Genomic DNA, 13,739 nt, shown 5'->3' with positions numbered 1-13,739 from the left:
ATCAAATGAATGTTAATATCACCGGGCGTTTGAAAAGGACATCATATTACCGGCTATTTACATACTCCTACTATTTTTTTGTCACCCAACCGGCGCTTTGCCATTACCTCTTTCAATTGGGCAAGCCGTGCATTACACCGGGAAAACATTTCATCAACCAGGTTAGTGTTTTTATTATGGATGGCGCTTACATCTGAATAGCCGAAATTTTGCTGTACCGAAACTGGAGGCGACAAGATCATTTTATTTGAGATTATCCGGGATAGTAAAATATCAGCAACAACACTATCGTCAAATGGTTCCCTAAGAACACTTTCGAATGTTTTTTTATAAAGTACCACAAATTGCGTGGCCAGGCAGGTATCCACCCAAAAACGGTTTGAACTAACGGGTATAGCAAAGTTGAAATAACTGGTACCGCCCGACATATATTCAACATCCTGCCGGTGCGCTTCCAAAATATTTTTTAACAAATAATCTTTTGAATAATCAGCAGTAAAGCAATGGTCATCTTCACAAATAATAATTACGTCATCGTCGTTGTCAATAGCCATTTGAACTACTTTTCTAACACTATGCCACAAGCCGACAGCCCCGATTTCATGCTTGCAGGCTTCTACAATTGTTACATCAAACTCAGGCCTGCCTTTAAACTGGCTTATGATGTGTGCTTTTCGTTCAGTTCGTTCCGGAAGGTTAATTACATAGGTAGGAATGCTGATATTTTCAGCCAGTTCAACAGGAGCTAATAATTGCGTTTCCTTATTTCTAAATTCATAAAACGTGGCTGTCTCTTTTAATATGCGTACGTTGACTGCGGTATCCCTGAATAAGTTTTCTACTTTAACCTGGGTATTATTCCTGGGTGTTACGTCTGAATAACCAAAGCTTTTCTGGGTTGAAAAAAAAGGAAAAACAAAGTATTTATTGTCCGTCAGCGCCGCAATTTTATAGTCTGCGGTATCACTTACATTAAAATCGGCATCCAAAATCTTTTGAAAGAATCTCCTGAATATAACTATAAACTGGGTTCCGGAAAATTCCTCCATCCAGAACAATTTTTCCGACATCTGCAGACCGCCTTTTAACGAACTGATCCCACCCGAGAGTACATCCGCCTGCAGTTCATCAGCTTCGGTAATCGCATCCCTCAGCGCTTCGGAGGAATATTGTGGTGTAAAAATGTGGTCGTCTTCACAGATTAGTACATAATCGTCATTGTTATTTGTTGCCGCTGAAACGACATATTTAATCGTATTCCATAAACTAATAACTGGATACTGATGTGTAATAGGTTCAATAACCTGTATCACAAATTCATCTCTTCCTGCAAATTCATATTGTATATGTTCTTTACGGTCGGGTCTGCTTTTCAGGTTAATAATAAAAGTGGGGATAGGTATCTGACTGGTCATTTTATGGGTTTAGCATTAATAACTTAAAAAATGATTGCATTAGGCTATTTAAATTAAAATAGCCAATGATACTAGCGAAGAAATAAATGTCATTAACCGTAGTTTTAAGCGAGATAAACAAAAATTAAAAATCAATAATTGCTGATCAATACAAAACTTTGCCCATATCCCTGTCCACCCAAGTTAACGACATTCGTAACAAAACCATTAATTAGCTTGACTTATGCATTTTCAGAACGCGTGTCAGGATAATAAAACGGTTAAAATTGGCATTAAGAACAAGTTCTATATATTGTGCAATATGAGCCGGGCCGTGTGCAATCACTATTACTGTAGCATTGAACCTGGGTACCGGTAGAGGCACATATTTGATTGTTACAATAGTAAAATTGAGTATTACCGCAATCAATGTCATAACTGCAATGGGTGCCTATGCTTCCCCCAATCACATTTCTGAGCTGTGCTCTTGTAAGCCTTCCTCCAGCGCTGATTGGGAGCACTTCGAGCTTTAATTTTTTCATAATAATATGTTTAAATTGTGCCTCTATTATCGGGTTGCGGCTTTTCCCTATCCTGTTTTACCGAAGACAGGCAACTTATTGTTCTCGAGACAATTTCTTTGCTATTTTAACCGCCTGGATTGCGCTGCAACTAATTTTTTTCGTATTGTATATCGGTGACAACACCGGGTTGTACCGATCTAACTCGTACCAGATGAACTGAATAACCATAAAGAGAAAATAAATGTCATTAACTTTAGCGTTAAGAGAAATAAACGAAATAAAAGAACGACTGCCACTGATCAATACGAAGCTTTGTTCATTTCGTCCGCCGCTTAAGTTAATGACATTGGTAACAGAACCATTAATTTAAACCAGAACGCAGCAGTTTGTTAAATGCCGGCCTGGATGGCACGAAATAGTTAATTATAAATTAAGTACAAACACCGTATTGGTTGCACCAGGAGCCAATTCGTGTACAATCACTGTCGCTGTAACAATGACCCGGACCGGTACCAGTCGCAGCACACAAATTATTCACGCATTTGTACAATGTAGGAGCACCAGCTCCACAATCAAGGTCAATTAGACAATAAATTCCTACGCTTCCTCCAACCACATTCCTGAGCTGTTCCCTCGTAAGCTTTCCTCCAGCGCTCATTTGGAGCGCTTCGAGCTTTAATTTTTTCATGATAATATGTTTAAATTCGCCTCTATTATCGGGTTGCGGCTTTTCCCTATCCTGTTTTACCGAAGGCAGGCAACTTATTGTTCTCGAGACAATTTCTTTGCTTTATATAAATATTTTATATCTTCCGGTTTATAGTTTTTGGGAGGTTGCACCCGGTAATAAAGTGCTGCGCTTTGAGATGATCAGGATGTGTATCTAATCCATCATTGATACCATTACTGGTAATAAGTAGATCAATTTTGCTTGCAAAACGGGTTAAAACCTGCGAGAGACTATTTTTCATGATAAGGTTTTGTTGTACAGTTAGTACTTATATTAAGTTGCAATATAATTGGTATTGCAATATAAATAAATATATGTCAATGATACAAGTATTTTATGCGCTAATTTTTTTGGGTTTAAGATGAAGACCGAAAAATTAAATCAATGATTTTTTACAAGCATTGAACCGTGTTTATCCGGAATTTTGAGAAATAAATTTCAACAGGATCTAACACAAAAAATCATGAAACAAATATTTATTGATAAATTCCTGATCCCTGCAAATACAGGGACAGAATTCACAGACAGGCTCAATTATAACAGGAACTTTATAAAAAAACTTGAAGGCTTTATTGAAGATTCAATTTATCAGCGGACAGATGAAACCGGAAACACTGTGCTAATAACCATTGCCATATGGCAAAACGCCGAAGTGCTTGCCAGGGCTAAAGCAGCTGTACAGGCAGAATATCAGCGTATTGGCTTCAATCCTGCTGAACTGCTTACTAAATTAAATATTACAATGGAGCGGGATATTTATAATGATCTCGCAGCTTAAAAATCATCGTCAGGCAGGTGATCATCATCATTAGGATCTTCAAGATCCTCCTCAACAATAATATCGTGCAGGTTATTTTCATCATCGGCCATGTCGTCAAAATTTTCATCGTCTTCGTCATCCCAATCATCCCCATCTGAATCATCATCCCCACCGGGTGAAAATTCTGTATAGGTATCATCGGTACTAATGGTATGAACAATTTTTTCTTTTTCAGTTCCTGGTAATATCATGGCTCAAAATTAAGTATAAATTGCTGATCTGCCAGTAAATACCGCGCCTTTTAACCTGGTCATTGTATTTTCTGTCGCCGGTGTGAAAAAATGTGAAATTTGTGTGAAAAGATGTGTAATAATGTGTACATTTGCAGCCCCGTAATAGCGGGTAAATTATTTAAAATCAAAGTATAACAATGCAACAGTACGAAATTGTGATCGTTCTAACCCCGTTGTTAACAGTAGATGTTGCTGCAGAGGCTATTGCCAAATACAGCAAAATTCTTACTGATAACGGAGCCGAAATTGTCCAGGAGGATAATTGGGGTTTGAGAAAATTAGCGTACCCTATTCAAAAGAAGACTACAGGGTACTATCACTTAACTGAATTTAAGGCTCCAGGTGATTTAATTAACAAATTGGAAGTTGAACTACGTCGTGACGAGCGCGTGTTACGTTTCCTTACCATTGCTTTAGATAAACATGCCATTGCTTACAATGACAAGAAACGCAGTGGTGCTTTCAACAAAAAACCTAAAACAGAGGAGGCAGCACACTAATGGCAAATGACCAGATTAAATACGTTACTGCCCCTAAAGTAGAGGACACACGTAAAAAATACTGCCGTTTTAAAAAGAACGGGATCAAGTATATTGATTACAAAGACGCTAACTTTTTATTAAAGTTTGTTAACGACCAGGGTAAAGTATTACCACGCCGTTTAACCGGAACTTCATTAAAGTTTCAGCGTAAAGTGGCTCAGGCTGTTAAGCGTGCTCGCCATATCGGTTTATTACCTTATGTTACAGATTCATTAAAATAATCAGGAGGTAGAAAAATGGAAGTTATTTTAAAACAAGACGTAAAACACTTAGGTGATAAAGACGATGTAGTGAAAGTAAAGCCAGGTTATGGCCGTAACTACCTTATCCCAAAAGGTTATGCTATACAAGCTACAGTAAGCGCCCGTAAAGTTTTAGCTGAAAACCTTAAACAGGCTCAGTTTAAACAAGACAAGATCCGTAAGGATGCTGATGCTATTGCTGCCCGTTTAGAAGGTGTTAAACTTACTATCGGCGCTAAAGCTGGCGAAACCGGTAAAATATTTGGTGCTATCAATACCATCCAGGTAGCTGATGCATTGAAGAAAGAAGGCTTTGAAGTAGATCGCCGCCGCATTACTTTTGAAACAGAACCAAAATTTGTTGGCGAATACATCGCTAACGTTAACCTGCACAAAGAGGTTAAAGTTCAGGTTCCTTTTGAAGTGGTAGCTGAGTAATTTCGGATTTCGGAATTTCGATTTCGGATTTAGAAAAATATAATTTAAAGGTGTTAAGTGAAAGCTTGACACCTTTTTTGTTGATAAAAATCTTGTCATTGCGAGGAACGAAGCAACCGCGAACTTTACACAACCGCTATGCAAGTTCTATACCTTTCAATTTGCTCTGTATAGTTCGCGGTTGCCTCCGCTAATCAGCGGATCGCAATGACATAATGAATATAATACCTGCTAAATAATTCCGAAATCGAACATCCGAATTCCGAAATCAAAATTCTATTTTTAAAGAATGAAAACTACCCGGAGCAAAAAGTCCGTTTCAAATAATAAATCAGCCAGTGGAGGGTCAAAAGGATTTTTTAAAGGCGGCCTGTGGCGGCTGATCTTTCGGGTTGTAAAACTGGTATTTATAGCTTTTGTTGCAGGGAGCCTTTTCTTTGTGATACTATTCCGATTTGTTAATCCGCCTGTTACCTGGCTTATGATCCAGCGTGGTTTTGAGCGTAAAGCTGACGGTAAGGAATGGAAAATAGATAAGCAATGGAAAAGCTTTGATAATATTGCACCATCCATGAAACGTGCTGCTGTGGCTGCTGAAGATCAGTCGTTTTTAGAGAATCACGGATTTGATTTTAAGTCGATTGAAAAAGCCATTAAGAAAAATGCAAACAGTAAAAAACTGATAGGGGGGAGCACTATATCGCAACAAACCGCCAAGAACGTTTTCCTTTGGCCGGGCCGGTCAATTATCCGTAAAGGATTTGAAGCATGGTTTACGTTGCTGATGGAAATTTTTTGGGGTAAAAAGCGCATTATGGAAGTTTACCTTAATGTAATTGAAATGGGCGATGGTATTTATGGCGTTGAGGCAGCATCGCAGGCATACTTTAATAAACCGGCATCTCAATTAACCAATCATGAAGCAGCTGCTATTGCGGTGATATTTCCAAGTCCGCTAAAATGGTCGGCAACACACCCCACACGGTATTTAAGGCACAGGCAGTATTTGATAATGAAGAATATGCGAAGGCTGGGGCCGCTGGAGTTTTAGCCCCCTACCGGGCTACCGTGTACCCACAAGTTTTTTATGATGTTGGTGCATCGTTGTAGAGAATGATATAGTATTTACAAAGGCTTGACCCATAGGGTCTACCCCTTTGTAGGAAGATAGAATACCAAATATATTGCCTCATCGAGGCTACCCTTAGTCCGCGTTTACTTGTGCTGATTAATTTTATGGCGTAGAAGGGTAACCTCTACGAGGTAAAAATCGTGTTCGTGCATATTCTACAAAGGGGCAGACCCTATGGGTCAGTCAAATGGCTTTCTATCCTATTTATAAAGATGTGGGTACACGGTAGCCTAAAGGGGAAATTATTATTTGGAGTTATATGAAGTAACTTTATTTCAAATAATTAGTTACAAAACCTGTTTTTACAATACGTCCCCGCATATATCTTTTAAAAGATCTTGCGGGGACGTAATTAATATTATTGGGTTTAAACACCGGTGCCATTTATCAAAGAAGCATAGTACGGTGATAGCCAATACTTATTGATTCCAAAAATAACATCGCAGCATTATGGGTTTACGGAAAAAGTGCCGTTTGAACAAATGTACACGTTAGAAAACAGTGCATTTGGCCCGGTAGCACTTCCTGACGTTGCGCATGTTGAATAAGAAAAATGTAGCGTTCCACCCGGGCCACGCATACCTACATTATAATGGCCGGCTACTATGTTTACATTTTGTGGCGACGAGAAGTTATAAGAAGCAGAAGTTCCACCAGGATCTAATGGAATAAACTGTATTTGATAAGTACAACAACCAGTATTGTTTTGCAAAGCTACAGATACGGTTGGCATAGTAGCAGTGGCTGCATTAACAGGTGCTTTCACATCGGTTATTGCATCATTTTTGGCCTTGGCATCTGCTGTAATGGTTTGCGCTTTAACTGCAATGCAATACATCAGCATAATACTGCATAGTAAAATAAGTTTTTTCATATTTTTTATTGATTAAGGTTAATAGGTCTAATATAATTATTTTAATAGTTAAAATAAAATAAGTTTTAACTAATTATCGAACTCAATCAACCTAATCCAACCCAATCAACCACTCACTATCGCTGATATTTCCAGTTCCTCGACTTTCCTTCATTTATCCATTCCAGCGCTTGTTCCATGCGTTTTTGGCGGGTTGTATCGCTTTTTGATTCAACAATCCATTCCAGGTACTCCTTCTTTTTTGACGGGCTGAAATTGAAGAAGTTTTCCAGGGCCTTCGGATTGCCGCTCAACAGGTCGTTAAAATCATCAGGCATGGCGATTTCGGCTTTTGGGGCGGCAGGCTTTTTTGCTTCTTTGACGCCTGATTCGTTTATGGCAATCATCTGCCGTACAAAATCTGCCAGTGCTTCGGCAGGCGGGAGGTCTTCCATTTTTTCAATACGGCCAAAACTCCCGGCGGCGGCTTCTTCGTCACTGCCTTTTAGTAAGCCAGCAGGGTCGTTTAGTCGCGATGCTTTCCAAAAACCGAAACCAAGGTGCTGTTTAAATGAAGCCATCATACAAACAGGGCCTTTATAATCAAAAAAAGGCATTCCCCATTTAACGGTTTCAGTTATTAGCGGTGAGGCTTTATGTACCACTTCGCGGATATGTTCAAGAATAGGTTTTGCAAATGGGGCAGCCTTGGCAATGTAGGCGTCAACCCGGGCATCGTATTGTTCCATAGCTAAAGTTAATTACAAAAATTAACCCAGCAAATTTTTTAGATCAGGATGGTATTTGGAAGTTAAAAACTCGGTGATATCAAAATCAGCAAGCTTATGCTTATAGAAAGGATCTTCTTTAATTATTTCTTCTACAACAGTTTTACTATCTGCCAGGGCTAATATAACGCCGCCTGTACGTGGCACTTTCCGGCCCGATGCTACAAAGATTTTTTTGTCATAATACTTATCCAGGTGTTTTACGTGCTCAGCCATGTGCTGATCTAGTTCTTCGAAGGGGACAATGTAGGTGAGGTTGATGATGAACATGGTTTTAGTCATTAGTCATTGTGTCATTGGTCATTTGTATTATCGATCATCAGCCAAATAATGACTAATGACACAATGACCAATGACGGTTATACCGTTACCAAATCCCTGAACAATTGAATATGCCAGCTATCTTTAAATGGTACTTCCCATTTGCTGTTCAGTTCTGCCAGGTTTTGAACCATGTTGTTAAACACAATAGTATTGGTATTAATGTTGCCTTGTTTAAGCAATTCTTCAAATTCATGGCGTGGGGCTGAAAGTATTTCGTTGCCTTCCCTGTAAGCCAGGTTAAAGCGGTCGAACAGGTTAATGTTAAACTTTGTTTCTACCTGCTGCATAAAGTGGACAGATTTATCAATAGAGCAACCGCTGGCGCCTGCCTGGCTTTCATCCACAATCAATATCAAAAAGCGGTTATACCTTATTTCGGCCATTGCTTTAAGCTGATTGTTGTGGGCTGTCCAGCCGGTAGTAAAGCTATTTAACAATACTTTTAGTTCTCCAACTTCGTTATCAGATAGTTTCCTGTTTACCTGATAAACCCAAACCCGTGAATTTTCTGAAAATTGCATGCACAAAGCTATGCAATTTATTAACTTCGGATTTAATTTTGTTGTCATGTTACGATCAGATCTGTACAGAATAAAGAAATGCTTACTGCTGGCGGCTATTTTTATTGCCATTAGCGTAAGCTACTGCTTTAAGCCCGGTGCTACTGCCGAAGACTGGCAACTATGGACCTACAAGTGTCTTACACAATCGTACAACACATCAACCGACCCAAAACTTAAGAAATTTGAGTTTACAGTAACCGCGGATGCATTCATTCGGTTACGCAAGATCTATGCTAAGGGTAAAGAGGAATTTTATTCTTTTAACCTTCATAATTTAAAGGATATGGATTATAGCGGCAATACTACCGCAGGCACGCTGGAAATAAAAACCATAGCCGATGATATTATCTGTCAAACTAAAAACGATCGCAGAGGCGATGTTGACAGCATGACTACAGTATTAAATATCCCTGTAAAGAATATGGAACCGGAACGTTTGGATAGCCTAAGGGAAGCCTTTAATTATTTTAAGGGGAAGGGGTTATAACCCATTCGCCCTTACTGTTATCTCCGCAATATCCAGTACCTGGATCTCTTCTTCCTTGTTTTCATGCTTAACGCCATCGCGCAGCATGGTCATGCAAAATGGGCAGGCGGCAGCAACCACCGTGGCCTTGCTTTCCAAAATGTCGGTCATGCGCTCAACATTAATATCTTTATTTCCTTTTTCAGGTTCTTTAAACATTTGGGCGCCTCCTGCACCACAGCAGAGGCCATTGCTTTTGCAGCGTTTCATCTCAACCAATTCGGCATCAAGGATCTCCAATGCCTTGCGTGGAGCTTCATAAACGTTATTACCGCGCCCAAGATAACAAGGGTCATGATAGGTTATCTTTTTACCTTTAAAGCTTTCCCCTCCCTCAGCCTTTAGTTTGCCTTCATCAATTAATTGCTGGATAAGTTGCGAATGGTGGATCACCTCGTAATTGCCGCCAAGTCCTGGATATTCATTTTTTATGGTATTGAAACAATGGGGGCAGCCGGTTACTATCTTTTTAATTTGATAGGCATCAAGCACCTGGATATTAGCCATCGCCTGCATCTGGAACAAAAACTCATTCCCCGCACGCTTTGCCGGGTCGCCAGTGCAGCTTTCTTCGGTGCCTAACACGGCAAAGCTGATCCCTACATGATTCAGGATCTTACAGATATCTCTTGTTATCTTTTGCGCCCTTTCATCAAAACTGCCTGCACAACCTACCCAAAACAAGATCTCGGGTTGTTTGCCTTCGGCAGCCATTTCGGCCATGACAGGAATATTTTGGCTCATTGTTTATGCTTTTGTTTGTAACTTAATCAACCGATTCTTTGATCCCGGTTATATACTCGTTTATACTTTTGTAATTTGAAAAAGTGATTGCCGAATTTATTGCGGCTAATCGGTTAAGAATGTCGAGCGCCAAATTTAAGGCTTCGCTTTCTGTTCCATACAGGTTGGCATCCCAGTTAATCCCGGCCACAATTTCTTCTTCAGCCATTTCCATACACCAGCTTTCTAAAAACTCCGATAACGGGATCTCTGTGGGTACGTAGCCTTTCCACTCGCCGCTGGCACAGGATTTGGCATAAGCTCTTTCCGACCAAAACGGGATCACGCTAACTCCATCATCATCGCTGGAATTTGAATTTGCGAACCCCTGCTTGTTTTTTAACCCCCATACAAGCTTTGATGCGGCTACGCTTTCAATAAATTTTTTGTATTCTGCTGCTGTATCCTGTAACATTCTTCTTTTTTCTTATTTTTCATTAGCTGTATCAGCCCAGTTAAACCTATCAGCCGGACTATACTTCCACGGTGCGCCGTTGTTTTCAACATTGCTAAACATATTGTTCAGACTTGCAGGAGCTTGTGATTCTTCCATCACCAGATATCGTCGCATTTCGGTTATAATTTCAAGCGGGTTAATGTTTACCGGGCAGGCATCCACACAGGCATTGCAGGTAGTACAGGCCCAAAGTTCTTCGCGGGTGATATAGTTATCAAGCAATGTTTTATCATCGCTGTAATCTTTGCCATGCTTATCAATATTGTTACCCACTTCGGTAATACGGTCGCGGGTATCCATCATTATTTTGCGGGGCGATAAAAGTTTGCCGGTTATGTTGGCCGGACAAACCGATGTACACCTGCCGCATTCAGTACAGGTATAAGCCTCCATCAGGTTTTTCCAGGTAAGGTCGGTTACATCCCTTGCCCCAAAACGTTGCGGTTCGCCTGTGGTTTCTGGAACGAAAGAAGGATCGAGCATGGCCTTTACCTCCCCGGTTACTGAAGCCATATTGGTGAATTCGCCCTTAGCCTGCAGATTTGAATAATAGGTATTGGGGAATGCCAGCAGGATATGGAAATGCTTTGAATAGGGCAGGTAATTTAAAAATGCCAGGATCCCAATAATGTGGAACCACCAGCAGCCACGCTCAATAAGCTCAAGCCCTCCGGCACTATCCGGTAATAAGGGGCCGATGATTGAACTAACAGGGAAGCTCCCCGCTTTTATATAGTGACCAAAATTTAACAGCTGCAATTTATAGTCGGCAGCGTTCATGGTTAAAAAGGCGGTCATTAACAGTATTTCGATGATGAGGATATAGTTTGCATCAGATTTTGGCCATTTGGTCATCTCTGTGCCGTTAAAACGCTTCAGATGGGCAATGTTACGCCTGGCAAGGAAAACCACACAGGCGGTAAGCACTAAAAAGGCCAATATCTCGAAGCCTCCGATAAGCAAGCCATATAAGCCTCCCAATGGTTTTGAAAAGATGCGGTGCGAACCGAAAATACCATCTATCATGATCTCCAGCACCTCGAGGTTGATGATGACGAAGCCCACATAGATAAAAAAGTGCATCACCGCAGCTAATGGACGTTTTACCATTTTGGTTTGCCCCAGTGCGATCTTAGCCATCGTTTTCCAGCGCAGGGCCGGGTTGTCTGAACGGTCGGCAGGGCGGCCTAACAATATGTTGCGCCTTATTTTAGCCACGTTTTTGCTAAACAGGTAAACAGCGGCAGCCAGGATGATGATAAACAGGATATGTGCAATCATTATGCGTGCATAGTAATTTTTTCAAAGTTAGTTTTTAAGTTGAAAAAGGCAAATCAATTTAGTCGATTGAGTTGAATTAGTTGATTAAGTGAGTGGTTTGGATCTGTTTTCTTAAGTTTAATCTGCCTTTGTAAACTTAATTGCCCAACAAATCAGCGCTTTATAAGTTTTTTCAAAAAAAAATATCATAAAATAAAAAAAACGCTACATTTGCAGTCCTTAAACGGTCGGTATCATAGCTCAGTCGGTAGAGCAAAGGACTGAAAATCCTTGTGTCGCTGGTTCGATCCCAGCTGATACCACAAAAACAAAAGCCTATTTTCTAACGAAAATAGGCTTTTTTGTTGTTTAAAGAGGGATTTTTGCCTTACTCTTCTATGAATGCTCAATCGAGTAATTTAGCTATTTAACGTTTCTCGAATCATGCGAGATTTTCCTAAAATCGCCGAGCAGTCAAACCGGTTGCCCAAATTTCGCGAATCGTATCCTCATCACCCTGCCCATCCGGAACCGCTGCGCTTGGTTTATTGGCGTAATACCATTTTTTATGATCCAATGGTGATGTGGTTTGACGCCCACCCGGCATTTCCAGGTGCCCGTTAATATCTGTTTTCCTAACCCAATTGTAAGCATAGATGAGCCATTGGGTACGGTATTGTTTATTTTGATGTGCAAACCAGCTTATTTCATCATAACCCCAAACCCAAAACGGAATGTCACCGGCTTTTTCCTTTCCGGGGGATTTACTAACCCCATAATTATCAAACTCTACTAAGTATGGAAGGTGTTTACATGACCATCCGCTTGGAGTAATGCCACCTTTACTTCTTCCATAAAGGGCATCTGTATGCCCAACTTTTAATGTTGCTTCCTCCGGTTGGCCGGGTGTTTCCATTATTCTTAACGGAAAGGCGTGAAAATCCATTAACAATTTCCCATTGCGTACAAAGCCACCACTGGGAACATGCGAATCGCAGATTATAATATGCCTGCGGGCATGTTTAGCCGCATAACTTCGTATTAAAGTTAACACCTGGTTATAATTATCAAGATCAGGGTCGTTTTTATTCATGAGCTCCACCTGCCCAAAGTGAATGCCTTCAATGCCAATATTAATATAGGATACAGCGAGGTAATAGAAATAAAGTTTAGTTTCCAACTGGCTTACATCAGGTACAGATCCCTTTCCCCATTGGTTTTTAAATTTCCCGTCGGGGTATAACATATTCGCATATTTGAAATTCCGCTTTTCTACCGGCACTCCCAGGGCAGTAAATGCCCAGTCGGGGATAGCAAGCTGATCAACCTGGTTAGTTACAATTTCAAAAATGCAGGCCTGTAAAATAATATCCGGATCGCTTTCATGTACTTTTTCAGCAAGCTCTTTTTCCTTTTGCAGGTTTTTCGGAATATCAGCTTCTTCACCCCACTGGCATACACTTCTTCCAATAAACTTAGCTCCTATATTTTTAATCATCCGAAGGTTGTCGTCAAAATCGCCTTTTCCAACAAGAAGACTTTGCATGGTAATTGACCTGTCGAGGTAATTTTCTAATACGTAGCGGGAGATAGTAGTATTGAATTTATAGTCTTTCTTTTCCGAACGGGCATTAATAGCTATGCTTGTTTTGTGGGATAATGAACTTGCCTGTGCAGATCCAGCAAGGCAAAAGTTCGTTAAAACAAGGATAAAAAATTCCATTGATATTATGTAGAATGACCAAGCCCTGGTTAAGGGAGTTTGCTTAGAAATATGCATATAGGTACTAAATTTGGTTATAAGCCTGGTTAATATGGCTTGTGATCTTTCTTTCAAAAGAATGTTTAATCCTTAATTAAGAATTAATAAAACATTAAATATTCCATCAATGTTTAAAAATAAATCCTGATTTGTGGTTTGAATGGGGCTTACTGCCAAAAATGCTATCGTTAGCCCAATGTCATTAAGTTAAGAGATAACACAAACGTGATTCTCCCCAAAAGCTTGATTGCCCCCTCTAAATCTCCCCCGGTAGGGGAGACTTTAGCTTCGCCCGCGTTTATTTTTTTCAAGTACTCCCTACCGGGGAGGATTATTCACGGTTGTTTATTTTTTATGGGCGTTCATGA

16 protein-coding genes and 1 tRNA gene are annotated in these 13,739 nt (G+C 40.2%); 7 read left to right on the top strand and 10 right to left on the bottom strand.

What is annotated here, in order from left to right; all coding sequences use genetic code 11:
- Positions 1-53 precede the first annotated feature (53 nt).
- Positions 54-1,415 carry a glycosyltransferase family 25 protein gene (locus tag BUE31_RS31305; protein WP_083619497.1) on the bottom strand — a complete coding sequence of 454 codons (1,362 nt, stop codon included), beginning with the start codon at positions 1,413-1,415 and terminating at the stop codon, positions 54-56.
- Positions 1,416-3,111: 1,696 nt separating this feature from the next.
- On the opposite strand from BUE31_RS31305, the gene BUE31_RS07895 reads away from it, so the two are divergent.
- Positions 3,112-3,426, top strand: a complete 315-nt coding sequence (locus tag BUE31_RS07895) for a hypothetical protein (protein ID WP_073402099.1) — start codon at positions 3,112-3,114, stop codon at positions 3,424-3,426.
- Here the strand turns inward: BUE31_RS07895 and BUE31_RS07890 are convergent.
- Entirely contained in the window at positions 3,423-3,659 is a 237-nt protein-coding gene (locus tag BUE31_RS07890) for a hypothetical protein (protein WP_073402097.1), read from the bottom strand. The genes BUE31_RS07895 and BUE31_RS07890 overlap by 4 nt on opposite strands.
- 179 nt (positions 3,660-3,838) lie before the next feature.
- Here BUE31_RS07890 and rpsF point away from each other — a divergent pair, with 179 nt between their 5' ends.
- The 4 genes from rpsF (at position 3,839) to mtgA (ending at position 5,974) form a co-directional block, all read left to right on the top strand.
- Positions 3,839-4,201 (top strand): 30S ribosomal protein S6, encoded by a 363-nt coding sequence (rpsF, locus tag BUE31_RS07885; protein WP_073402094.1) that lies wholly within the window; start codon positions 3,839-3,841, stop codon positions 4,199-4,201.
- Positions 4,201-4,464 carry a 30S ribosomal protein S18 gene (rpsR, locus tag BUE31_RS07880; RefSeq protein WP_073402091.1) on the top strand — a complete coding sequence of 88 codons (264 nt, stop codon included), beginning with the start codon at positions 4,201-4,203 and terminating at the stop codon, positions 4,462-4,464. Before rpsF ends, rpsR begins: the two co-directional genes overlap by 1 nt.
- 15 nt (positions 4,465-4,479) lie before the next feature.
- Positions 4,480-4,923, top strand: a complete 444-nt coding sequence (gene rplI / locus BUE31_RS07875; RefSeq protein WP_073402088.1) for a 50S ribosomal protein L9 — start codon at positions 4,480-4,482, stop codon at positions 4,921-4,923.
- 289 nt (positions 4,924-5,212) lie between these two features.
- Positions 5,213-5,974 carry a monofunctional biosynthetic peptidoglycan transglycosylase gene (mtgA, locus tag BUE31_RS07870; protein WP_083619494.1) on the top strand — a complete coding sequence of 254 codons (762 nt, stop codon included), beginning with the start codon at positions 5,213-5,215 and terminating at the stop codon, positions 5,972-5,974.
- Between the two features lie 529 nt (positions 5,975-6,503).
- Here the strand turns inward: mtgA and BUE31_RS07865 are convergent.
- The 4 genes from BUE31_RS07865 to BUE31_RS07850 form a co-directional block, all read right to left on the bottom strand.
- Entirely contained in the window at positions 6,504-6,929 is a 426-nt protein-coding gene (locus BUE31_RS07865; protein ID WP_143167054.1) for a hypothetical protein, read from the bottom strand.
- Positions 6,930-7,045: 116 nt separating this feature from the next.
- Entirely contained in the window at positions 7,046-7,657 is a 612-nt protein-coding gene (locus BUE31_RS07860; RefSeq protein ID WP_073402082.1) for a DUF1801 domain-containing protein, read from the bottom strand.
- A gap of 21 nt (positions 7,658-7,678) precedes the next feature.
- A complete protein-coding gene (locus tag BUE31_RS07855; protein WP_073403058.1) occupies positions 7,679-7,966 on the bottom strand; it encodes a YciI family protein in 288 nt (95 codons plus the stop codon).
- Between the two features lie 89 nt (positions 7,967-8,055).
- Positions 8,056-8,541 carry an ABC transporter ATPase gene (locus BUE31_RS07850; RefSeq protein ID WP_073403056.1) on the bottom strand — a complete coding sequence of 162 codons (486 nt, stop codon included), beginning with the start codon at positions 8,539-8,541 and terminating at the stop codon, positions 8,056-8,058.
- 46 nt (positions 8,542-8,587) lie between these two features.
- Between BUE31_RS07850 and BUE31_RS07845 the strand changes: the two genes are divergently transcribed.
- The gene (locus tag BUE31_RS07845) at positions 8,588-9,070 is read left to right on the top strand and encodes a hypothetical protein (protein ID WP_073402080.1); all 483 of its coding nucleotides are present in this window, start codon (positions 8,588-8,590) and stop codon (positions 9,068-9,070) included.
- Here the strand turns inward: BUE31_RS07845 and BUE31_RS07840 are convergent.
- From BUE31_RS07840 to BUE31_RS07830, 3 genes are read right to left on the bottom strand one after another with little or no spacing between them, the layout of a single operon-like run.
- The gene (locus tag BUE31_RS07840) at positions 9,065-9,853 is read right to left on the bottom strand and encodes a (Fe-S)-binding protein (RefSeq protein ID WP_073402078.1); all 789 of its coding nucleotides are present in this window, start codon (positions 9,851-9,853) and stop codon (positions 9,065-9,067) included. The genes BUE31_RS07845 and BUE31_RS07840 overlap by 6 nt on opposite strands.
- A gap of 22 nt (positions 9,854-9,875) precedes the next feature.
- Complete coding sequence (locus BUE31_RS07835; protein WP_073402075.1) at positions 9,876-10,307, bottom strand: DUF2750 domain-containing protein; 432 nt, start codon at positions 10,305-10,307, stop codon at positions 9,876-9,878.
- 12 nt (positions 10,308-10,319) lie between these two features.
- Positions 10,320-11,630, bottom strand: coding sequence for a 4Fe-4S dicluster domain-containing protein (locus BUE31_RS07830; RefSeq protein WP_073402072.1), 1,311 nt, complete (start codon positions 11,628-11,630; stop codon positions 10,320-10,322).
- Between the two features lie 229 nt (positions 11,631-11,859).
- Here BUE31_RS07830 and BUE31_RS07825 point away from each other — a divergent pair.
- Positions 11,860-11,932 (top strand) — tRNA-Phe (locus BUE31_RS07825).
- Positions 11,933-12,066: 134 nt separating this feature from the next.
- On the opposite strand, the gene BUE31_RS07820 is transcribed toward BUE31_RS07825, so the two are convergent.
- Positions 12,067-13,332, bottom strand: coding sequence for a hypothetical protein (locus BUE31_RS07820; protein ID WP_200801890.1), 1,266 nt, complete (start codon positions 13,330-13,332; stop codon positions 12,067-12,069).
- Positions 13,333-13,739: the final 407 nt, after the last annotated feature.

Source organism: Mucilaginibacter sp. OK098 (assembly GCF_900142915.1).
Taxonomy (GTDB): Bacteria; Bacteroidota; Bacteroidia; order Sphingobacteriales; family Sphingobacteriaceae; genus Mucilaginibacter.
Note: the sequence above shows the minus strand (reverse complement) of the source record. Positions and strands in the feature narration are given on the sequence as shown.